The organism is Cupriavidus ulmosensis (assembly GCF_977008105.1).
The window spans coordinates 996,380-1,016,136 of sequence record NZ_CDRMWP010000002.1; the positions used below are offsets into that span (position 1 = coordinate 996,380).

A 19,757-nucleotide genomic window follows, 5' to 3' on the forward strand; every position below is an offset into this window, starting at 1 on the left:
TCGTTTCGCAACAAGCTACAAGACCAAGACTCCCATGTTGCCCATCAAGAAACATCTCCTAGCGCTCGGCGTGCTGGGCCTGGCCATCTCGACCGTCTTGACCATTCCGGCCGGCGCGGCCGCGGAAGTCGTCAAGATCGGCCTGGTGCAGACCACCACCGGCGGCTCCGCCGCGCTGTACGGCATCGAGCAGAAGAACGCGATCCAGCTCGTGGTCGACGAGGCCAACGCCAGCGGCAAGCTGGGCGACCTCAAGCTCGAGCTGATCCACTACGACGACGGCGCCGACCGCAACCAGACCGTCAACATCTTCCAGCGCCTGATCGCGCAGGACAAGGTATCCGCCATCCTCGGGCCGACGCTGGCGACCTCCGCCTACGCGGCCGACCCGCTGGCGCAGAAGGCCGGCATCCCGGTGGTGGCGTCGTCGAATACCGCCGCGGGCCTGACCACGCGCCTGGGCGACTACATCTTCCGCGTCAGCCCGCCCGAGGACAACGTCACGCCGAACGTGCTCAAGACCGTGATCGGCCGCTACGGCGTCAAGCGCGCCGCGCAGATCTACGGCATCGACGACCAGTTGACCAAGTCCGCCTACGGCGTGCAGAAGAAGGCGCTGGAAGACAACGGCATTCCCATCGTCGCCACCGAGACCTTCCAGCGCGGCGACGTGGACTTTGCCGCGCAGCTCACCAAGATCAAGGCGCAGAACCCGGACCTGATCGTGATCGGCGCGCTGGCCGAGGAAGCCGCGGGCATCGTGCGGCAGGCGCGCCAGCTCGGCATCTCGCAGAAGGTGGTGTTCGTCGGCACGCAGTCCGCCATCTCGACCAAGTTCTTCGAGCTCGGCGGCGCCGGCGCCGAGGGCGTGATCGTCGGCACGGCGTGGTTCGCCGAGCTGGACAATCCGGTCAGCAAGGCCTTCATCGCCAACTACGCCAGCCGCTACAAGCACCCGCCCGACATCTATTCGGCCTATGGCCACGATGCCGCGTCGCTGCTGGTGGAAGCCATCCGGCGCGCGCGCTCGGGCGACAGCAAGCGCATCCGCGCGGAGCTGGTCGGCATCAGGAACTATCCGGGCGTGCTCGGCCCGATCGGCTTCGACGCCAACCGCGACCCGACCGTGCAGCCCAAGATCCTGGTCGGCAGGAACGGACGGTTCGTGCCGTTCGAGGCGAAGTAAGGCCGCGGCATGAACGTATTCCTCCAGCAGACCATCAACGGCGTGGCGCTCGGCGCGACCTACGCGGTGTTCGCGGTCGGCTTCACGCTGCTGTTCGGCGTGCTCAACGTCCTGAACCTGGCGCAGGGCTCGATCCTGATGGTGGGCGCCTTCGCCGGGCTGGAGCTGACGCTGGCCCTGCACTGGCCGCTGCTGCCGTCGTTCCTCGCGGCGATGGCCATCGCGGGCGGCATCGCGCTGCTCAGCGAGCTGCTCGTGTTCGGGCCGCTGGCGCGGCGCGGCGCCAACCGCTGGATGGGGCTGGTCGCCAGCCTGGCGCTGTCGCGCCTGCTCATCGCCATCGTGCAGGAGGTGTTCGGCACCCAGGTGCGGCGCTTCCCGCCGGCGCCCTGGACCGGGCACGTCTGGCAGCTCGGCGCGGTGCGGGTGCAGAGCCTGCAGGTGGTGGTGATCGTCGCGGCGGTGGTGCTGATGGCGGTGCTGGCCTACGTGCTGCGGCGCACGCGCGTGGGCCTGGCGATCCGCACGATGGCGTTCCGGCCAAGCGTCGCGCAGCTGGTCGGCGTGCCGGTGGCGCGGCTGCGGCTGCTGACGTATTTCCTCACCGGCGCGCTGGCCGGCGCCGCCGGCGTGCAGCTTGGCGTGCTCTACGACGCCGTATCCCCGTTCATGGGAGAGAACATCTTGCTCAAGGGACTTTCGGCGCTGATCCTCGGCGGCCTCGGCCACGTGCCGGGCGCGGCCATCGGCGGCCTGGTGCTGGGCCTGACCGAGGTCTACAGCGTGGCCTACCTGCAGTCGTCGCTGCGCGACGCGGTGGCATTCGGCGCGATCTTCCTGGTGCTGGTGTGCCGGCCCTCCGGCCTGTTCGGCACCGCGACGAGGCAGCGCGCATGATCGAGTGGCTGCAATCGTACGAGAACGTCATCGCGCTCGTCTTCGTCAATGCCATCCTCGGCATCGGCGTGTACCTGATGCTCAGCGTGAACCGCTTCTCGCTGGCCACCGGCGGGCTGGTGGGCATGGGCGCCTACGTGTCGGCTCTCGCCACGCTGCATACCGGCCTGCCGTTCGCGGCCGCCGTCGCGCTGGGCACGCTGGCCGCGGCGCTGGTGGCGCTGCTGCTCGGCACGCCGGTGCTGCGGCTCGAAGGCGACTACTTCGCGCTGGGCACGCTGGCCTTCACCGAGGTGTTCCGCGTGATCGCGTTCAACTGGGACAGCGTGACCGGCGGCGCGCTGGGCCTGGACGCGATTCCGGTGCGCACCACGCTGCCGCAGCTCGCCGGCGTGCTGGCGGCGCTGGTGATCGCCGTGCTGGCGCTGCGCGGCGGCCGCCTCGGGCGCATCATGGAAGCCACGCGCCTGGACGACATGCCGGCGCAGTCGCTGGGCATCGACGTGGCGCGCGTGCGCCTGGCGGTGTTCGTGTTCAGCGGCGCGGTGTGCGGGCTGGGCGGGGCGCTGGCGGCGCACATGAATTCGTTCATCGGCCCCAACGACTTCGGCCTGCAGCGCAGCCTGGACGCCGTGGCCTATGCGGTGCTGGGCGGGCTGGGCCACGTCGCCGGCGCGATCGCGGGCGCGACGGTGTTTACCGTGCTGCCCGAGGTGCTGCGCTTCTCCGCGCAGGCGCGCGAGATCCTGATGGCGCTGATCCTGCTGCTGGCCATCGTGTTCCTGCCGCGCGGCATGCTGTCGGTCGGCGGGCTGGCGGCGCCGCGCGGGCGCAGGCGCGCGGCGCGTCCGGCCACCGCGGAGGCGGCGCGATGAGCCCGGTATTGTCGGTACGCGACGCGCGCAAGCGCTTCGGCAACGTCGCCGCGCTCGACGGGCTGTCGTTCGACGTGGCGCCCGGGACCATCACCTCGGTGATCGGGCCCAACGGCTCGGGCAAGACCAGCCTGATGAACCTGCTGACGGGCTTCTACCAGGCCGACGGCGGCAGCCTGCGCTTCAACGGCGTGGAACTGCGCGGCCTGCCGTCGCACCGCATCGCCCGGCTCGGCATCGGGCGCACCTTCCAGCAGATCCGCCTGTTCGCCGACCTGAGCGTGCTCGACAACGTGCTGATCGGCGCCGAGCGCCGCCGCGGCAAGGACGCGCGGCGGCGCGCGCAGGCGCTGCTCGAGCGGCTCGGCCTGCTGCACGCGCGCGACTGGCCGGCGCAGGCGCTGTCCTACGGGCACCAGCGCCGCCTCGAGATCGCCCGCAGCCTGGCGGCCGAACCCGCGCTGCTGATCCTGGACGAGCCCGCGGCCGGCATGAACCCGACCGAGAAGCGCGATCTGGAAAGCCTGCTGCGCGATGTGCGCGGGCAGGGCATCACGGTGCTGCTGGTGGAGCACGATATGGAACTGATCATGGGCGTGAGCGATTTCGTGGTGGTCATGAACGCCGGGCAGGCCATCGCGTCGGGGCTGCCCGCGCAGGTGCAGGACAACCCGGCGGTGATCGAAGCCTATCTGGGGGTGCGCCATGCCAAGCGTTGAGCGGGACGCCGCGCCGGCGGCGATGCTCGCGGTGCAGGGGCTGTCGGTGGCCTACGGGGTGCTGGCGGTGGTCCATGACGTCAGCCTCGAGGTGCGCGAGGGCGAGATCGTGGCGCTGATCGGCGCCAACGGCGCCGGCAAGACCACCATCCTGTCGGCGCTGATGGGGCTGGTGCCGGCCACTGCCGGGCGCATCGCGTTCGACGGCGTGCGCTTCGACGGCCTCGCGGTCGAGCGGCGCGTCGCGCGCGGCGTCAGCCTGGTGCAGGAAGGGCGCCAGACGGTGCCCGGCCTGAGCGTGGCGGAGAACCTGCGCATCGGCGCCTACCTGCGCCGCGACGCGCAGGTGGAGGCCGACATCGCGCGGATCTACGCGCTGTTCCCGCGCTTGGGGGAGCGCGAGAAGCAACTGGCCGGATCGCTGTCCGGCGGCGAGCAGCAGATGCTGGCGATCGGCCGCGCGCTGATGGCGCGCCCGCGGCTGCTGCTGCTCGACGAGCCGTCGATGGGCCTGGCGCCGCGCATCATCGCCGCGATCTTCGACATCATCGCGGACATCCGCTCGACCGGCACCACCATCCTGCTGGTCGAGCAGAACGCGCGCGAGGCGCTGGCGCTGGCCGACCGCGCCTACGTGCTGGAGCAGGGCCGCATCGTGCTGGCGGGAACCGGCCCGCAGGTGGCGTCCGACCCCGCCGTGCTGGCGGCCTATCTCGGCGGCCGCCACGCCGCGTGAGCGCGCGCGCCGGGGCCGCCGCGCGCTTTCCCGTTTGCTATGACGACATGCGAAATGCGTCGTTCGCGTTTGCCGGGCGCGCCAATAGAATTTCCGTTCTTTCAGACGAAGCTTTCAGATAAAGAGATTGCCATGACGGTGCCTGGACGTGTTTCATCTTCTGTTCCGCGTTCAGGCGCGGAGACCCGCCGGCATGCCGGCCTGCGGCTGGCCGCCGCGCTGCTCGCCGGCGTGGTGGCCTGGGGCGCGCACGGCATCGCGCAAGCGCAGGGCACGCCGCGCACCGGCGGCACGCTGGTGGTGGGGCAGTACCAGGAGCCGACGGTGTACGACCCGAACCGCCAGTACTCGTGGGAGACCTACCGCGTAGACAAGCATATCTACGAGTCGCTGGTGGCGGAGGATCTCTCGCGCCCGGCCAAGGACGGCCCGCCGCCGCTGGTGCCCGCGCTGGCCGAGAGCTGGCAGGTCAGCGACGACGCCCGCACCTTCACCTTCAAGCTGCGCCAGGGCGTCAAGTTCCACGACGGCACCGACTTCAACGCGCAGGCGGTGCAGTTCAACGTGCGCCGCTACACGGATCCGGCGTTCGAGTTCTACGACGTGCGCGCCGCGGCCACCATGAAGCCGGTCTACGGCAATCTGCAGGAAGTGAAGGTCGTCGACGACCACACCGTGCAGTTCGTCTTCAAGGCCCCGTTCGTCGATTTCCCGCGGCTGCTGCCGCAGGGCAACTACGTGTCCGGCATCTTCAGCCCGGCCGCGCTGAAGAAATACGGCCAGGACGGGCTGGCGCTGCACCCGACCGGCACGGGACCGTTCAAGTTCGTCGAGCGCGTGCACGGCGAGAAGACCGTGCTGGTGCGCAACGACAAGTACTGGGGCGCCAGGCCGTATCTCGACCGCATCATCTTCCGCCCGATCCCGGACGACGCCACGCGCCTGGCGGCGCTGCGCTCGGGCGAGATCGACATCCTCACGCGCGTGCCGGCCGACGCCGCGGACGGGCTGGAGAGCGGCGGCTACACGGTGCGCGACAGCACCACGGCCGGCCAGCTTTTCCTGGGCTGGAACTTCCGCAACGAATTCACCAGCAAGCAGGCGGTGCGCCAGGCGATCCTGCTGGCGATCGACCGCGAAGGGCTGGCGCGCACCATCTTCAAGGGCCGCGCGGTGCCGTCCTACAGCATCTTCAACATCGGCAACACCGCCTATGACGCCGCGCAGAAGGACTCCGCCTACGACCCGGCGCGCGCGCGCGAGCTGCTGAAGAAGGCCGGCTACAAGGAGGGCGACGTCCACTTCACCATCATCACCGACGTGGCCAACCAGCCCTCGGTCGAATGGATCCAGCGCGACCTGGGCAAGGTCGGCATCAAGGTCAACGTGATCTCGCAGGAGTGGCTGACCTACACCAGCAAGCTGGCCAATCTCGCGCCCGACACCGGCCTGTTCACGATGGAGTGGGGCTTCGTCACGCCGTACTGGCTCAAGCTCGCCTTCGACGGTTACGTGATCACGCGCGGCGGCGGCGAGAAGGTGGTGGACCAGGCCATCGCGCCGGCCATCGCCAAGGCCGCCTCGCAGACCAGCGAGCGCGCCGCGGTCGCCGCGTGGAAGTCGGCCAACGCGCTGGCGCAGCGCGACGCGGTGTTCCTGCCGCTGGTGACGTTCCGCAACCACTTCGCCAACAGCCAGAACGTGCAGGGCTTCAACGTGCCGGCGCAGAACTTCTACGATCTCTCCAAGGTCTGGCTGAAGAAATGACGCGCGCGATCGTCTACCGCTTCCTGCAGGCCATCCCGATCTTCCTGGTGGTGTCGGTGCTGGTCTTCCTGATCGCCCACGCGGGCGACGGCGACCCCATCACCAACGCGCTGGCCAGCACGCTGCCGCAGGAATCGATCGACGCGATCCGCAAGGAGTACGGCCTCGACCAGCCGGTGCTGGTGCAGTACGCGCTGTGGCTGGAGCACCTGATGGCGGGCGACTGGGGCACCTCGCTGGTGCTGCGCACGCCGGTGTTCGAGGTGCTGGCGCGCAGCTTCGGCAACACGCTGCTGCTGGCCGCCGCCGCGGTGGTGGTGTGCCTGGCCGGCGGCGTGGCGGTGGGCGTGCTCAGCGGCCTGAAGCGCGGCTCGTGGATGGACGGCGCGGCCATGCTGGTGATCCAGGTCGGCCACAATTTCCCGGTGTTCTGGTCGGGGCTGCTGCTGATCTGGGTGTTCGGCGTGCGGCTGCAATGGTTCCCGGTCTCCGGCATGTACGACATGCGCGGCGACCAGGACTGGCTCGACCTGCTGCACCACCTGGTGCTGCCGGCCATCGCCGCGGCGGTGATCTCGATGCTGATCCTGGCGCAGCTGGTGCGGGCCCAGGTCATCGACATCATGGGCTCGGACTACCTGCGCACGTTCCGCGCGCAGGGCCTGCCCAGGTCCCTCCTGCTGCGCCGCCACCTCGGGCGCAACCTGCTCTCGCCGGTGATCAACGTCACCGGCCTGCAGGTCGGCTACCTGCTGTCGGGCGTGATCTTCGTCGAGAACGTGTTCAACTGGCCCGGCATCGGCACCCAGCTCTACAACGCGGCGGCCGGCAAGGACTACCCGATGATCCAGGCCGGCGTGATGCTGGTGACGGGCTGCTTCATCGCCGTGAACCTCGCCACCGACGTCGCGCTGGACCTGCTCAATCCGCGCCTGCGCAACGGAGGCGGACCCGCATGAACCACGCCGTCACCACCACGGTCGCCGCCGACGACAACGACAACGACAACGACAACGACAATGACAACGACGGCGGCGGCCAGCACGCTTTCCGTTCCGCGGCGCGGGGCCGCTGGCACCGCCTGCGGGCCAACCGGCTGGCCCTGCTCGGGCTGGTCGTGATCGTGCTGGCGCTGGCCGTGAGCGCCGCGGCGCCGTGGCTCGCGCCGCACGACCCGAACGTGGCCGAGCCGCAACTGCGGCTGGCGCCGCCGGGCACGCCCGGCTACTGGCTGGGCCTGGACGCGCAGGGGCGCGACATCTTCAGCCGCCTGCTGTGGGGCGGGCGCCGCGCGCTGCTCGCCAGCATCCCGCCGGTGGTGGTGGCGGTGCTGCTGAGCCTGGCGCTGGGCCTGCTGGCCGGCTACCACCGCGGCCGCTGGCCGGCGCTGATCATGCGCGTGATCGACATCCTGTTCGCGTTCCCGATGGTGCTGCTGGCCATCGGGCTGGCCACCGCGCTCGGGCCCGGCATCTGGGCCGTGGCGCTGACCATCGTGTTCTCGGCCACGCCTTACCTCACGCGCGTGGTCTATGCCGGCGTGCGCGCCGAGCGCGACAAGGAATACGTGGAGGCGGCGCGCGCCTGCGGCGCGACCACGGCGGACGTGCTGCTGCGCGAGATCCTGCCCAACGTGGCGACCGCCGCGGTGGTGTACGGCACCACGCTGGCGGGCGGCATGATCGTGTTCCAGGCCGGCCTGAGTTTTCTCGGGCTGGGCACGCAGCCGCCGGACGCGGACTGGGGCCGCATGGTGGCCGAGGGCGCGCAGGTGCTGGTGCTGGGCGCGGCGCATGTGGCCACCGCGCCGGCGCTGGTCATCGTGGCGCTGGCGCTGGCCTTCAACTGGCTGGGCAACGGGCTGCGCGACGTGCTGGACCCGCGCGGCTGACGCGCGCGGCAGGGCGCGGCAGGGCGCGGGATATTGCGCCACACATGGCACCGGACATGGCGCCCCGATCCGGCGCCGGGAACAAGTTGATGAACCTACTCTCCATCAGAAATCTCGAAGTCGAGTTCGACGGCGCCGGCGGCCCGCAGCGCGTGATCCACGGCATCGGCCTGGACCTCGGCGCGGGCGAGGTGCTGGCGGTGGTCGGCGAATCGGGCTCGGGCAAGAGCGTGACCGCGGCCGCCATCCTCGGGCTGCTGCCGGAGCGCGACAGCCGCGCGCGCGGCTCGGTCCGCTTCGAGGGGCGCGAACTGCTCGGCCTGCCCGAAGCGGCGCTCAACGGCGTGCGCGGGGCGGGCATCGGCATCATCTTCCAGAACTCGCTGAGCTCGCTCGATCCGTCCTTCCGCATCGGCGAGCAGATGACCGAAGGCCTGCGCTTCCGCCACCGGCTCGATGCGGCGGCGGCGCGCGCCGAGGCCGCGCGGTGGCTGGATCGCGTGGGCATCCGCGACGTGCAGCGCGTGCTGCGCGCCTATCCGCACGAATTGTCGGGCGGCATGCGCCAGCGCGTGATGATCGCGATGGCGGTCATGGGACGCCCGAAGCTGCTGATCGCCGACGAGCCGACCACGGCGCTGGACCCCACCATCCAGAAGCAGATCCTGGACCTGCTGCGCGACATCAACCGCGAGGAGGGCACGGCGCTGCTGGTCATCACGCACGATTTCGGCGTGGTGTCGTATTTGAGCGACCGCGTGGCCGTGATGCGCGCCGGCGTGGTGGTCGAGCAGGGCGCCACCCGCGACGTGCTGGCGGCGCCCGCGCATCCGTATACGGCGGCGCTGGTGCGGGCCGTGCCCGATTCCGCCGAGATCCGGCGCGCGCAGCGGCAACTGGCCGCGGCGCCCGTGAGCGCCGCGACTCCCGCGTCCCCGGTCGCGTCCCCGATTGCGCCGGCGGACGCGCGCGACGATGCCGACGCGGTGCTGGTGCTCGAGCAGGTATCGCGCAGCTTCCGCCTGGGCGGCGGATTCTGGGGCAAGGGGACCGAGGTCGCGGCGGTGCGGCCCACGGACCTGCGCATCCGGCGCGGCGAGATCCTCGGGCTGATCGGCGAGTCGGGCTCGGGCAAGTCGACGCTGGCCCGCCTGGCCGCGCGGCTGATCGACCCTTCCGGCGGCACCATCCGCGCGCACGGCGTCGACGTGACCCGGCTGCGCGGGCCGGCGCTGAAGGCGTTCCGCCGGCGCGTGCAGTTCGTGTTCCAGGACAGCGGCGCCTCGCTGAACCCGCGCCGCCAGATCGGCGCGCAACTGGCCGACGCGCTGACGCGGCTGGACGTGGCCGCCAGCGCGCGCGCCGCGCGCGACCTCGCCGTGCAGGCGCTCGAGCGCGTGGGGCTGGCCGCGGCGCACCTGGAGCGCTATCCGCACGAATTCTCGGGCGGCCAGCGCCAGCGCATCGGCATCGCGCGCGCGCTGGCGGCGCAGCCCGAGTTCGTGATCCTGGACGAGCCGACGTCCGCGCTCGATGTGTCGATCCAGGCCCAGGTGCTGGACCTGCTGCGCGAACTGCGCGCGGAGCTGAACCTGACCTTCCTGTTCATCGGCCACGACCTCGCGGTGATCGAGTCGCTGTGCGACCGGGTGGCGGTGATGGAGCGCGGCACCATCGTCGAGACCTTCGACGCCGGCGCGCTGCACGAGCACACGCGGCACCCGGTCACGCGCCGGCTGCTGGAGGCGGTATTGCCGCTGCGCCGGTCCGCCGGCGAGGACAGGCGCTCCGCCGCGGCCTGAACGATGCAAAAAAGGAAATGCAGCACATGACAGGCCGGAAGATCATCTACAACGCGTTCACCCACGTCACGCCGTCGCACCAGACGCACGGGCAATGGCGCCGGCCCGAGGCCGGCGCGCAGCGGAATTTCTCGCGGCTCGAGCCGTGGGTGAAGCTGGCCCGCACCGCCGAGCGCGCGGGGCTCGACACCATCTTCCTGGCCGATACGGTCGGGGTCTACGACAAATACCGGCAAGGTTGGGCCACCGCCGCGCGCGAGGGCATGCAGTTCCCGTCCAACGACCCGGCCAGCCTGGTGTCGGCGCTGGGCTACGTGACCGAGCACCTGGGCTTCATCGTCACCAGTTCGATCCTGCAGGAGCATCCGTTCTCGTTCGCGCGCAAGCTCTCCACGCTCGATCACCTGACCGACGGCAGGGTCGGGTGGAACATCGTCACCAGCTACCTGGACAACGCCGCGCGCAACTTCGACCAGCCGGCGCTGACCGGCCATGACGAGCGTTATGCCTGGGCCGAGGAATATGCCGAGGTGGCCTACAAGCTGTGGGAGGCGAGCTGGCAGGACGACGCCGTGGCGGCGGACGCGGCCGCCGGCATCTATGCCCACCCGGAGCGCATCCACGCCATCGACCACGAGGGGCCGCGCTACCGCGTGGCGGGGCCGCACCTGCCGCAGCCTTCGCCGCAGCGCACGCCGCTGCTGGCGCAGGCCGGCGCCTCGCCCGCCGGCCGCGGCTTTGCCGCGCGCCATGCCGAGCTGACGTTCCTGCCGGCCATCACGCCGGCTTCGGCGCGCAACGACATCGCCGAGATGAACCGCCGGCTGGCGGCGCACGGCCGCGCGCCCGGCGACCTCAAGTACCTGGTGAGCCTGCACCCGGTCATCGGCAGCACCGAGGCCGAGGCGCGCGTGCGCTACGAGGAATTCCTCCACTGGCGCAGCGAGCCGGGCTACCTTGCGCATGCCTCGGGCACCATCGGCTTCGACCTGTCCGCGATCGACCCCGACACCCCGCTCGACGAAGTGAAGACCGAGTACATGCAGGGCGGCATCCGCGCGGTCATCGACGCCGCGCCCGACAAGCGCGCCCGCTTCGGCGACGTGATGCGCCAGCGCCTGAACAAGGCGGTGGCGGGCACGCCCGAGCAGATCGCCGACAGCATCGCCAGCTGGGTCGAGGCCGGCGTGGACGGCTTCAACCTGATCCCGGTCGTCATGCCCGAGTGGTTCGACGAATTCGCCGACGCGGTGGTGCCGGTGCTGCGCCGCCGCGGCCTGATGCAGTCGGGCTACGCCGAGGGCACGCTGCGCGAGAAGCTGTTCGGCCGCGCCGCCCATCTTCCCGATACCCACGCGGCGCGCCGCCTGCGCCCCTGGGCCTGAGCGCCGCCCGTCCCCGCACGGAAGGCGTCCCGGCATGGGGCATCGGTCCCGGACGCCGGCGGCGGCGGGTGCCGCGGGCGGCGCGCTGCGGTCCGCGGACCGGTCGCCGCTGTCTTTGTCATGACATTGAATCGTCAACTTGCTGAAACATTAGGCAGTCCGAACGGTTTGGCGTCGGCAAGCGGGTTTGCGGGTATCGAGGGGGTTGTTATCCACAGCAATTGTGGATAACACGGCCCAGAAAAACCGTCGTCCGGCACAGCGTTGAGGGGCTTGTCAAGCATCGTGTCGGGCTTTTTCCGTGGCGCTTTTTCTTGTGCCGCGCGGAGTCATTAGCCTATAGTTCCATTAATAGAACTAAACCAGCGCCCGAGCCAGCCAGCTGAGATGACCCGCCGGCGGCGCGCGCGGGCCTGAGCCGGACACGACAGAGGAGACAAAGCAGATGGATGCAACGACAAAGACCGGCCGCGCCGTGCGCATCGGCGGCGCCTCCGGCTTCTGGGGCGACAGCAGCGTGGGCGCGCCGCAGCTGGTGCGCCACGGCGAGATCGACTACCTGGTGTTCGACTACCTGGCCGAGCTGACCATGTCGGTGCTGGCCGCCGCGCGCCTGCGCAAGCCGGAGCTCGGCTACGCCACCGACTTCGTCGCCGTGACCATGAAGGGCCTGCTCAAGGAAATCGCCGCGCGCAACATCCGCGTGGTCAGCAATGCCGGCGGCATCAACCCGCGGGGCTGCGCGCAGGCGCTGGCCGCGATCGCCGCGGAGCAGGGCGTGGACGTGCGCATCGCCGTGGTGGAGGGCGACGACGTGATGCCACTGCTGCCGGCGCTGCGCGAGAGCGGTGTCGAGGACATGCAGAAGGGCCAGCCGCTGCCGGACAAGCTGGTCAGCGCCAACGCCTATCTCGGCGCGCTGCCGATCCGGCAGGCGCTGGACGACGGCGCGCAGATCGTCATCACCGGGCGCTGCGTGGACAGCGCGGTCACGCTCGGCGTGCTGATGCACGAGTTCGGCTGGCGGCCCGATGACTACGACCTGCTGGCGCAGGGCAGCCTGGCCGGCCACATCATCGAGTGCGGCTGCCAGGCCACCGGCGGCCTGCACACCGACTGGGACAGCGTGCCGGACTGGCCGAACATCGGCTACCCCGTGGTGGCCTGCCGCGCCGACGGCAGCTTCCTGGTGGGCAAGCCGCCCGGCACCGGCGGGCTGGTCAGCACCGCCACCGTGGGCGAGCAGATCCTGTACGAGATCGGCGACCCGGCCGCCTACCTGCTGCCCGACGTGACCTGCGACTTCACCGGCGTGACGCTGGCGCAGGCCGGCCCCGACCTGGTCGAGGTGCGTGGCGCGCGCGGGCGCGCGCCGGGCGACCGCTACAAGGTCTCGGCCACCTATGTCGACGGCTTCCGCTGCAACGCGCAGTTGTCCATCGTCGGCTTCGACGCGGTGGCCAAGGCCGAGCGCACCGCGCAGGCCATCCTCGCGCGCACGCGCGCGCTGTTCGCCGCGCACGGCTTCGGCGACTACAGCCGCACGCACGTCGAAGTGCTGGGCGCCGAGTCGTGCTACGGCCCCCACGCGCAAACGCGCCACACGCGCGAGGCCATCATGCGGCTGGCCGTGATGCACCCGGAGAAGGCCGCGCTGGAACTGTTCGCGCGCGAGATCTCGGCGGCCGGCACCAGCTGGTCGCCCGGCACCACCGGCTCGGGCGGCGGCCGGCCCAGCCCCTCGCCGTCGATCCGGCAATACGCCTTCCTGCTGGAGAAAGACAAGCTGTCGCCCACGGTGCTGATCGACGGCGAGCGCAAGCCGGTGGCCATGCCCGTGGCGGCGCCCGCGCCCGCGTCTCCCTCCGCGCAGCCCGCGCCCGATGGACTCGATGCGCCGCCGTCCGCCGGCGACTTCGAGGAAGTCCCGCTGATCCGCCTCGCCTATGGCCGCAGCGGCGACAAGGGCGACATCTCCAATATCGGCCTGATGGCGCGCCGTCCCGAGTACCTGCCGTGGCTGCGCGCGGGCGCGACGCCGGCGCGCGTGGCGCAATGGCTCGGCCATCTGGTCAGGGGGCCGGTCACGCGCCACGACCTGCCCGGCATCCACGCCGTCAACCTGGTGTGCGAGGAAGCGCTCGACGGCGGCGGCATGGCCTCGCTGCGCAACGACCCGCTCGGCAAGGGCATGGCGCAGATCCTGCTGGCCATGCCGGTGCGCGTGCCGCGCGGGCTGCTGCCATGAACCGCGCCGCGCCGGCATCATTGTCGGCATCACCGCCGGCATCGCCGCTGGCACCACCGCCCGCGCAACTGCCCGAGGACGGCGGCGGCGTGGCGCGCTACCGCCAGCTGGCCAGCGTGCTGCGCCATCGCATCGTCTGTGGCGAATGGCCGCTGGGCCACCGCCTGCCCACGGTGGAGCAGCTCGCGCAGAGCTACGGCATCGCCCGCGTCACGGTGCGGCAGGCCTTCGCCGTGCTGGCCGAGGAAGGGCTGGTCAGCAGCCAGCGCGGGCGCGGCACGCACGTCACCGGCCAGCCGCCCGGGCCCAGCGCGGGCATGCGCTCGGTCATCAACGACGAGCTGGTCGGCAGCAGCGAGCTCGAGATCCGCATCCTGGAAAAACACCGGGACGTGCGCCTGCCCGACGGCCTGCCCACGCGCGGCGCGGCGCTGGACAAATACGTGCTGCTGCGCAAGCTGCACCTGCACGACGGCGAGCCGTTCTGTCTGATCGAGCTGTACGTGGCCTCCGCGGTGTTCAACCGCTTCCCGCGCGGCGCCGAGAAGCAGCGCAAGATCGCGCGCCTGCTGCGCGAGGCCGTGGGCGAGCGCCTCGGCATGCTGCACCAGAGCATGACGGTGGAGCCGGCCGACTACGCGCTCGCGCGCGAGCTGGCCTGCGGCTTCGCCGCGCCGGTCGCCAAGATCGTGCGCACCACGCTCGACGTCGACGGCAACGTGCTCACGGCGGGCTGCTTCTGGTACCGCGGCGACCGCTTCATCCTCGACGTGGAATTCCCGGCCCGGCTTACCGAGCGCTACCCGGCGCTGGCCGTGCCCGACAGCCGCGGCTGACGACCGCGCGATTCCGCGCGATTCTCGCCATTCCTCGCCATTCAGGAACGGATCTCCAGGGCGTTTTCAAGCATGCGCGCGAGCGCGATCAGTTTCGGGGCAATGACATTCCTGTGCTCGGCGACCGATATCGATATCGCGGCCGAGCCGCAGTTGAGCGTGTAAGGAATGCTGCCGTCGGCGGCCACCACGGGCACGGCCACCGTGGTGTACGCCTTGTGGAACACGCCTTCGTTGAGCACATAGCCGAGGCGGTCGTAGTCGGCGAGCGCCTTGTTCATGGCGCGGCTGACCTCCGTCATGGTTGCCCGGTCCTGGGTGCGCAGCTCGTCTAGCAACTGGCGCCGCTGCGCGGTCGGCAGCCCGGCTACGTAGGCCCAGCCAAGCGCCGACGTCGCCAGCGGAACGGCGGAGCCGACGCGCAGGTTCATCAACAGCTGATTGTTTCCCTCGCAGCGCTCGACAAAGACCATGCGGTTGCCGTCGCGCGTGGCGAGCCCGCAGGCCGCACCGTAGCGCGTGGCGATTTCCTGCATGTGCGGCCGGGCCAGTTCCACCAGGCTCATCCCGGAAATGGCGCTGTACCCCAGCCGCAGGACGGGCAGGCCGGGGCGATAGCGCTCGCCGGCGACGACGATCAGCATGCCGGTTTCCAGGAGCGTGTGGCAGAGACGCCAGACGGTGGGCTGGGGAATGCCGGTGAGCTTGGCGATTTCCGATCCGCTCAGTTCGGGGCGCGCGGCCGAGAAGCACTGCAGAACCTGGATGCCGCGGGCAAGCGCGGCGACGAACTGCCGGTCCTTAGCGAGAGGGCGGGCTTGCGCCATGATCTGTCTTCCGGTAGTTTATTCGAAGGGCAATTATATAACTCGCATAGCGAATAATAAAGAGGCGCGGCACGGAATGTGTCCGGCGCCCGGGCCGCCCCGCTCGATGCGCCGTGCGACACAAGGAGACAAACGATGCAGGCGAAACTGTTTTCCCCGCTCCAGCTGCGCGGCGTGACACTCAAGAACCGGATCGTGCTGGCGCCCATGCTGACCTATTCGGCGCGCAACGGATTCATCTCCGACTGGCACCTGGTGCATCTCGGGAAGTTCGCGGTGGGCGGCGTCGGGCTGGTCTTCATGGAGTCCACCAAGGTCGACCCGCGCGGCTGCACCACGCCGAACGATCCGGGCCTCTGGAAGGACGACTTCATCGAGCCGCTGCGCCGCGTGACCGCCTTTCTGCGCCAGCATGGCGCGGCGGCCGGCATTCAGCTGGGGCATTCGGGGAGAAAGGCGCGCAATTCGCTGCCCTGGCAGGGCCGCGCGCCGCTGGCGGAGGCGCCGGGAGTCGACCACGGGGAGGCCTGGGAAATCATCGGCCCCAGCGCCATCGCGCATACGGCCGGCGCCAGCGTGCCGCGCGCCATGACGCCAGCCGACATGCGGGACCAGGTGCGCAGGTGGAGCGAGGCGACAAAGCGGGCCCATGCCGCCGGTTTCGATGTCCTGGAGATCCACGCGGCGCACGGCTATCTCCTGCACCAGTTCCTGTCGCCCGCCGCCAACCAGCGCACCGACGCATTCGGCGGCTCGCTGGAAAACCGGATGCGCTTCCCGCTGGAGATAGTGAGCGCGGTGCGCGCGGCCTGGCCGCAGGACAAGCCGCTGTTCTGCCGGATCTCGGCCACGGACGAGGCGGGCTGGACCATCGCCGACAGCCTGCGCTTCGCGCAATGCTTGAAGGCGCACGGCGTGGACATCGTCGATTGCAGCGCGGGCGGCATGACGGCGCGCTCCGTCGCCGATCCCGGCCCCTCGCCGTCCTATGGCTACCAGGTGCCCTACGCCGAGACGATTCGCCGGGAGCTGGACATCGGCACGATGGCGGTCGGCCTGATCATCCATGCCGAACAGGCGGAGGCCATCCTCCAGGCCGGTCAGGCCGACCTTGTCGCGCTGGGCCGCGAGCTGCTCTACAACCCGCACTGGGCCCTGGATGCCGCGGCCAAGCTCGACCAGCAGGATGCCTACGCCACGGTTCCGGCCAACTACGGCTACTGGCTCGAAAAGCGCGCCAACGCGGGTTTCGCGCGCTGCCTGTCGACGTGGCAGTCGGGGCGGCAGGCGCCGCGCTGAGCCGGCCCAGGCCGCAAAATTTTTTTTTGCCATTTCAATGAATTGATTATTCGCAGTGCAAATTAATCTATGACTACGGAACAGAAAGCGGGACCCACGGTGCCGGAAGCCGCGCTGGCGGGAATCAGGGTGGTGGAGATCGGCGTTGCCATGGCGGGGCCCTTCTGCGCCATGACGCTGGGCGACTACGGTGCCGACGTCATCAAGATCGAGCGCCCCGGCGAGGGCGACGACAGCCGCGCGTGGCCGCCGTATTTCCACGGCTCGATGGGCTACTACTACGCCTCGGCAAATCGCAACAAGCGCGGCATCGCCCTGGATCTCAAGCATCCCGAGGGTGTCGCGGCGGCGCGCGCGCTGATCGAGGGCGCCGACGTGCTGGTGACGAACTACCGCGCCGGCGTGCTGGACCGGCTCGGCCTGGGGTGGGCCGAGCTCTCCCGGGCCAATCCGCGGCTGATCTATTGCAGCATCAGCGGCTTCGGCAGCACCGGGCCCCTGGCGGCGCAACCAGCCAACGACCTGTTCATGCAAGCCTATTCGGGCGGCATGAGCATCACCGGGGAGGTGGGCGGGTCGCCGGCCAAGATGGGGATTTCGGTTGCAGACATCGGCGGCGGAATGTTCGCCGCGATCGGCGTGCTGACCGCCTTGCAGGCTCGCCATGCCACCGGCCTCGGGCAACAGGTGGACACGTCGCTGCTCGAAGGGCAGATCGCCATGCTCGCCCATTTCCTCACGCGCCATTTCGCCAGCGGCGAAGTGCCGGGCCCGAGCGGCAGCGGCGCGTTGAGCAGTCCCATCTACCGCGCCTTCCAGGGCAGCGACGACTGGATCGTGATCGCCGCGTTCAACCAGCGCATGTGGCAGGGCCTGTGCCGCGCGCTGGAGCGCGAGGCGTGGATCGACGACGAACGCTTCGCCGACGCGCGGGTGCGCTCGCTTCACCGGCAGGAACTCATTGCCCTGATCGCCGAGGTCGTGTCGCAACACCCGGTGGCCTACTGGACGGCGCGGCTGGCCGGGCAGGGCGTGCCGTGCTCCCCGGTAAACAAGATCGACCAGGTGGTGGCCCAGCCGCAGGTGCAGGCCGCGCATCTGATCGAGGACCTGGAGCTGCAGGGCCTGGGGCCGATGCGCATGGCCGGCCTGCCTTTCCGCCTGGGCGACACGCCCGGAGCAGTGCGCCTGCCGCCGCCGCGGCTGGGCCAGCACACCGCCGAGGTGCTGAACGAGCTCGGCTACACGGCGCAGCAGCTCGAGGAACTCGCGGCGCGCCGAGTCATTGGACTGGACCACGGCTGGCGGCAGTACGCGCCGGCGCAGCCCGAAGTCCAGGCGTAACCCATCCGGTCACCAGGAGGAGATTTCATGACATTGATTACCGACGAAGTCCGCCGGCACATCGGCATGCAGGGCGAGCGCAGGCCCGCCTGCGACGCCGTCGAGCGCGGCGCCGTGCGGCGCTATGCCCAGGCCATCATGGACGCGGATCCGGCCTATATGGATGACCGCCATCCCCGTCATGGCGGCGCGGTGGCGCCCCCGCTGTATCCGGCGTTCCTGTTCCGGCTGCCGTATGGCGCGGGCGACCCGCTGAGCGAGCGCGCGCAGGACCCCGATTTCGACGGCCTCGTCACCGCCGTCGGCAGCGGATTGCCGGAGCTGCCGCTCCACGGGATGGCCCTGCTCAACGGCGGCGCCGAGATCGAGCTGCTTCGCTACGCGCGCCACGGCGAGCGGATCTACCAGCAGTCGCGCTACGCCGACATCTACGAACGCGAGTCCCGCTCCGGTCCGATGATCATGGTGGTCATCGAGACCACCTATGAGACGGAATCCGGCGAGCCGCTGATGCGGGTGAAAAAAACGCTGATCAGGAGATAAGACCATGAGCTCTCGCAGGAACTTCGAAGACGTCGGCATCGGTGACGACCTCTCCCCGCTGATGAAAGGGCCGCTGACCACCGCGCACCTGATGCGCTGGTCGGCCGCGGTCGAGAACTGGCACAAGATCCACTACGACCTGCCGTTCGCCCAGCAGCACGACGAACTGCCCGGCTTGCTGATCAACGGTTCTCTCAAGCAGCAATTCATCGCCGAATACCTGAAGGCGTGGGCCGGGTCCGCGGGCTGGGTCTGGAAGATCGGCTTCCAGTTCCGCGCCATGAACCTGGTGGGCGAGCGGCTCGCCCTGTGGGGCAAGGTCGTGAACACGCGCCGCGCCGAGGCCTTCGGGTTTGTCGACCTGGAGCTGGGAATCCGCGACGAAACGCAGAAGGAATCCACGCCGGGCACGGCGGTGATCGCCTTGCCGTACCGCGACGGAGAACCCGTGCCTTACCCGTTCGTCGCGCCCGCCGAACCCGCGTCGGTGTGAATCCAAGAGCCATTCCCATGACCAAACTGAGTTACGAAATCGAGATCGCCTGCCAGGAGATCGATCAATTGGGCGAGTGCCCCATGTGGCATCCGACCGAGCACCGGCTGTACTGGGTCGACACCCGCCGCCCGGCCCTGCGCCGGCTCGAGGCCGACGGCACCACGCGTACGTGGGAGATGCCGAGCAACATCGGCTCCTTCGTGTTCGCGCGCGATGGCGGCATCGTGGTGGCGCTCAAGCAGGGCTTCTGCCGGCTCGATCCGGCGACCGGGGCGCTGACCACGATCGTCCACCCGGAACCGCAGTTGCCGGAGAACCGCCTGAACGACGGCCGCTGCGACCGGCGCGGGCGCTTCTGGTGCGGCACGCGCGACGCGGGCAATGAAAATCCCGGCGGCTCGCTGTACCGGCTCGATCCCGACGAGAGCGTGCACAAGATGGACAGCGGCTTCATCGTGTCCAACGGCATGGCCTTCAGTCCGGACGACAAGACGCTCGTGTTTGGCGACAGCCGCGGCGACACCATCTGGCGCTACGACTTCGATCTGGACACCGGCGCCATCAGCAACAAGCGGGTGTACCTGGATACCCGCGGCCTGCCGTGGCGCGTGGATGGCGCCACGTTCGATGCCGACGGCTATTACTGGTGCGCGCTCATCGGCGATGGCGCGGTGGGACGGTTCGATCCGCACGGCCGGCTGGAGCGGATGGTCCGGCTGCCCGTCAGCCATCCCACCATGTGCAACTTCGGCGGCGCGGGGCTGGACGTGCTGTACGTGACGTCGACCTCGGTGCTGGTGCCCGATGCGTCGCGCGCGTCGCAGCCGCTGGCCGGCGCGGTGTTCGCCATCCACGGGCTTGGCGCGCGCGGGGTGCCGGAGCCGTTTTTCTCCGGCTGAACCGGCA

General features: G+C 70.1%; 18 protein-coding genes. 17 read left to right on the plus strand and 1 reads right to left on the minus strand.

The genetic code is table 11. From position 1 onward, the window contains the following. The first annotated feature begins 34 nt into the window (after positions 1–34). From ACWTPI_RS24285 to ACWTPI_RS24340, 12 genes are all read left to right on the plus strand, one after another. Complete coding sequence (locus tag ACWTPI_RS24285) at positions 35–1,186, plus strand: ABC transporter substrate-binding protein (protein WP_020203874.1); 1,152 nt, start codon at positions 35–37, stop codon at positions 1,184–1,186. A gap of 9 nt (positions 1,187–1,195) precedes the next feature. Continuing rightward, entirely contained in the window at positions 1,196–2,083 is an 888-nt protein-coding gene (locus ACWTPI_RS24290; RefSeq protein ID WP_020203875.1) for a branched-chain amino acid ABC transporter permease, read from the plus strand. Beyond that, a complete protein-coding gene (locus ACWTPI_RS24295) occupies positions 2,080–2,958 on the plus strand; it encodes a branched-chain amino acid ABC transporter permease (protein WP_454732966.1) in 879 nt (292 codons plus the stop codon). The genes ACWTPI_RS24290 and ACWTPI_RS24295 overlap by 4 nt, the downstream gene beginning before the upstream one ends. Then, positions 2,955–3,677 carry an ABC transporter ATP-binding protein gene (locus ACWTPI_RS24300; RefSeq protein WP_454732967.1) on the plus strand — a complete coding sequence of 241 codons (723 nt, stop codon included), beginning with the start codon at positions 2,955–2,957 and terminating at the stop codon, positions 3,675–3,677. The genes ACWTPI_RS24295 and ACWTPI_RS24300 overlap by 4 nt, the downstream gene beginning before the upstream one ends. Then, on the plus strand, positions 3,664–4,413 hold the full coding sequence (locus ACWTPI_RS24305; protein ID WP_454732968.1) for an ABC transporter ATP-binding protein: 750 nt from the start codon (positions 3,664–3,666) through the stop codon (positions 4,411–4,413). The genes ACWTPI_RS24300 and ACWTPI_RS24305 overlap by 14 nt, the downstream gene beginning before the upstream one ends. A 132-nt stretch (positions 4,414–4,545) precedes the next feature. Then, positions 4,546–6,180: an ABC transporter substrate-binding protein gene (locus ACWTPI_RS24310; RefSeq protein WP_454732969.1), complete on the plus strand. Its 1,635-nt coding sequence runs from the start codon at positions 4,546–4,548 to the stop codon at positions 6,178–6,180. Then, positions 6,177–7,139, plus strand: coding sequence for an ABC transporter permease (locus ACWTPI_RS24315; RefSeq protein WP_020203880.1), 963 nt, complete (start codon positions 6,177–6,179; stop codon positions 7,137–7,139). The genes ACWTPI_RS24310 and ACWTPI_RS24315 overlap by 4 nt, the downstream gene beginning before the upstream one ends. Continuing rightward, the gene (locus ACWTPI_RS24320; protein ID WP_454732970.1) at positions 7,136–8,071 is read left to right on the plus strand and encodes an ABC transporter permease; all 936 of its coding nucleotides are present in this window, start codon (positions 7,136–7,138) and stop codon (positions 8,069–8,071) included. Before ACWTPI_RS24315 ends, ACWTPI_RS24320 begins: the two co-directional genes overlap by 4 nt. 89 nt (positions 8,072–8,160) lie before the next feature. Continuing rightward, positions 8,161–9,873, plus strand: coding sequence for a dipeptide ABC transporter ATP-binding protein (locus ACWTPI_RS24325; RefSeq protein WP_059415351.1), 1,713 nt, complete (start codon positions 8,161–8,163; stop codon positions 9,871–9,873). Between the two features lie 26 nt (positions 9,874–9,899). Beyond that, positions 9,900–11,258 carry an NtaA/DmoA family FMN-dependent monooxygenase gene (locus tag ACWTPI_RS24330; protein ID WP_454732971.1) on the plus strand — a complete coding sequence of 453 codons (1,359 nt, stop codon included), beginning with the start codon at positions 9,900–9,902 and terminating at the stop codon, positions 11,256–11,258. Positions 11,259–11,703: 445 nt separating this feature from the next. Continuing rightward, the gene (locus ACWTPI_RS24335) at positions 11,704–13,506 is read left to right on the plus strand and encodes an acyclic terpene utilization AtuA family protein (RefSeq protein WP_454732972.1); all 1,803 of its coding nucleotides are present in this window, start codon (positions 11,704–11,706) and stop codon (positions 13,504–13,506) included. Further along, positions 13,503–14,342, plus strand: a complete 840-nt coding sequence (locus tag ACWTPI_RS24340) for a GntR family transcriptional regulator (protein ID WP_059415354.1) — start codon at positions 13,503–13,505, stop codon at positions 14,340–14,342. Before ACWTPI_RS24335 ends, ACWTPI_RS24340 begins: the two co-directional genes overlap by 4 nt. A gap of 41 nt (positions 14,343–14,383) precedes the next feature. Here the strand turns inward: ACWTPI_RS24340 and ACWTPI_RS24345 are convergent, their stop codons facing one another. Then, positions 14,384–15,169 carry an IclR family transcriptional regulator gene (locus tag ACWTPI_RS24345; protein ID WP_059415358.1) on the minus strand — a complete coding sequence of 262 codons (786 nt, stop codon included), beginning with the start codon at positions 15,167–15,169 and terminating at the stop codon, positions 14,384–14,386. 135 nt (positions 15,170–15,304) lie between these two features. On the opposite strand from ACWTPI_RS24345, the gene ACWTPI_RS24350 reads away from it, so the two are divergent. The 5 genes from ACWTPI_RS24350 to ACWTPI_RS24370 all read left to right on the plus strand — a co-directional run bounded on the left by ACWTPI_RS24350 (position 15,305) and on the right by ACWTPI_RS24370 (position 19,750). Beyond that, positions 15,305–16,468, plus strand: a complete 1,164-nt coding sequence (locus ACWTPI_RS24350) for an NADH:flavin oxidoreductase/NADH oxidase (protein WP_454732973.1) — start codon at positions 15,305–15,307, stop codon at positions 16,466–16,468. A 69-nt stretch (positions 16,469–16,537) separates the two neighbouring features. Continuing rightward, complete coding sequence (locus ACWTPI_RS24355; protein WP_454732974.1) at positions 16,538–17,812, plus strand: CaiB/BaiF CoA transferase family protein; 1,275 nt, start codon at positions 16,538–16,540, stop codon at positions 17,810–17,812. Between the two features lie 27 nt (positions 17,813–17,839). Next, positions 17,840–18,355, plus strand: coding sequence for an FAS1-like dehydratase domain-containing protein (locus tag ACWTPI_RS24360; RefSeq protein WP_063923089.1), 516 nt, complete (start codon positions 17,840–17,842; stop codon positions 18,353–18,355). Positions 18,356–18,359: 4 nt separating this feature from the next. Next, entirely contained in the window at positions 18,360–18,848 is a 489-nt protein-coding gene (locus tag ACWTPI_RS24365) for an acyl dehydratase (RefSeq protein WP_454732975.1), read from the plus strand. Between the two features lie 17 nt (positions 18,849–18,865). Then, complete coding sequence (locus ACWTPI_RS24370; protein ID WP_059415378.1) at positions 18,866–19,750, plus strand: SMP-30/gluconolactonase/LRE family protein; 885 nt, start codon at positions 18,866–18,868, stop codon at positions 19,748–19,750. The last annotated feature ends 7 nt before the right edge of the window (positions 19,751–19,757 follow it).

Excerpts from the sequence above, each read along its gene's own strand:
- ACWTPI_RS24285 (WP_020203874.1), top strand. The coding sequence starts at position 35 with ATGTTGCCCATCAAGAAACATCTCCTAGCGCTCGGCGTGCTGGGCCTG.
- ACWTPI_RS24290 (WP_020203875.1), top strand. The coding sequence starts at position 1,196 with ATGAACGTATTCCTCCAGCAGACCATCAACGGCGTGGCGCTCGGCGCG.
- ACWTPI_RS24295 (WP_454732966.1), top strand. The coding sequence starts at position 2,080 with ATGATCGAGTGGCTGCAATCGTACGAGAACGTCATCGCGCTCGTCTTC.
- ACWTPI_RS24300 (WP_454732967.1), top strand. The coding sequence starts at position 2,955 with ATGAGCCCGGTATTGTCGGTACGCGACGCGCGCAAGCGCTTCGGCAAC.
- ACWTPI_RS24305 (WP_454732968.1), top strand. The coding sequence starts at position 3,664 with ATGCCAAGCGTTGAGCGGGACGCCGCGCCGGCGGCGATGCTCGCGGTG.
- ACWTPI_RS24310 (WP_454732969.1), top strand. The coding sequence starts at position 4,546 with ATGACGGTGCCTGGACGTGTTTCATCTTCTGTTCCGCGTTCAGGCGCG.
- ACWTPI_RS24315 (WP_020203880.1), top strand. The coding sequence starts at position 6,177 with ATGACGCGCGCGATCGTCTACCGCTTCCTGCAGGCCATCCCGATCTTC.
- ACWTPI_RS24320 (WP_454732970.1), top strand. The coding sequence starts at position 7,136 with ATGAACCACGCCGTCACCACCACGGTCGCCGCCGACGACAACGACAAC.
- ACWTPI_RS24325 (WP_059415351.1), top strand. The coding sequence starts at position 8,161 with ATGAACCTACTCTCCATCAGAAATCTCGAAGTCGAGTTCGACGGCGCC.
- ACWTPI_RS24330 (WP_454732971.1), top strand. The coding sequence starts at position 9,900 with ATGACAGGCCGGAAGATCATCTACAACGCGTTCACCCACGTCACGCCG.
- ACWTPI_RS24335 (WP_454732972.1), top strand. The coding sequence starts at position 11,704 with ATGGATGCAACGACAAAGACCGGCCGCGCCGTGCGCATCGGCGGCGCC.
- ACWTPI_RS24340 (WP_059415354.1), top strand. The coding sequence starts at position 13,503 with ATGAACCGCGCCGCGCCGGCATCATTGTCGGCATCACCGCCGGCATCG.
- ACWTPI_RS24345 (WP_059415358.1), bottom strand. The coding sequence starts at position 15,169 with ATGGCGCAAGCCCGCCCTCTCGCTAAGGACCGGCAGTTCGTCGCCGCG.
- ACWTPI_RS24350 (WP_454732973.1), top strand. The coding sequence starts at position 15,305 with ATGCAGGCGAAACTGTTTTCCCCGCTCCAGCTGCGCGGCGTGACACTC.
- ACWTPI_RS24355 (WP_454732974.1), top strand. The coding sequence starts at position 16,538 with ATGACTACGGAACAGAAAGCGGGACCCACGGTGCCGGAAGCCGCGCTG.
- ACWTPI_RS24360 (WP_063923089.1), top strand. The coding sequence starts at position 17,840 with ATGACATTGATTACCGACGAAGTCCGCCGGCACATCGGCATGCAGGGC.
- ACWTPI_RS24365 (WP_454732975.1), top strand. The coding sequence starts at position 18,360 with ATGAGCTCTCGCAGGAACTTCGAAGACGTCGGCATCGGTGACGACCTC.
- ACWTPI_RS24370 (WP_059415378.1), top strand. The coding sequence starts at position 18,866 with ATGACCAAACTGAGTTACGAAATCGAGATCGCCTGCCAGGAGATCGAT.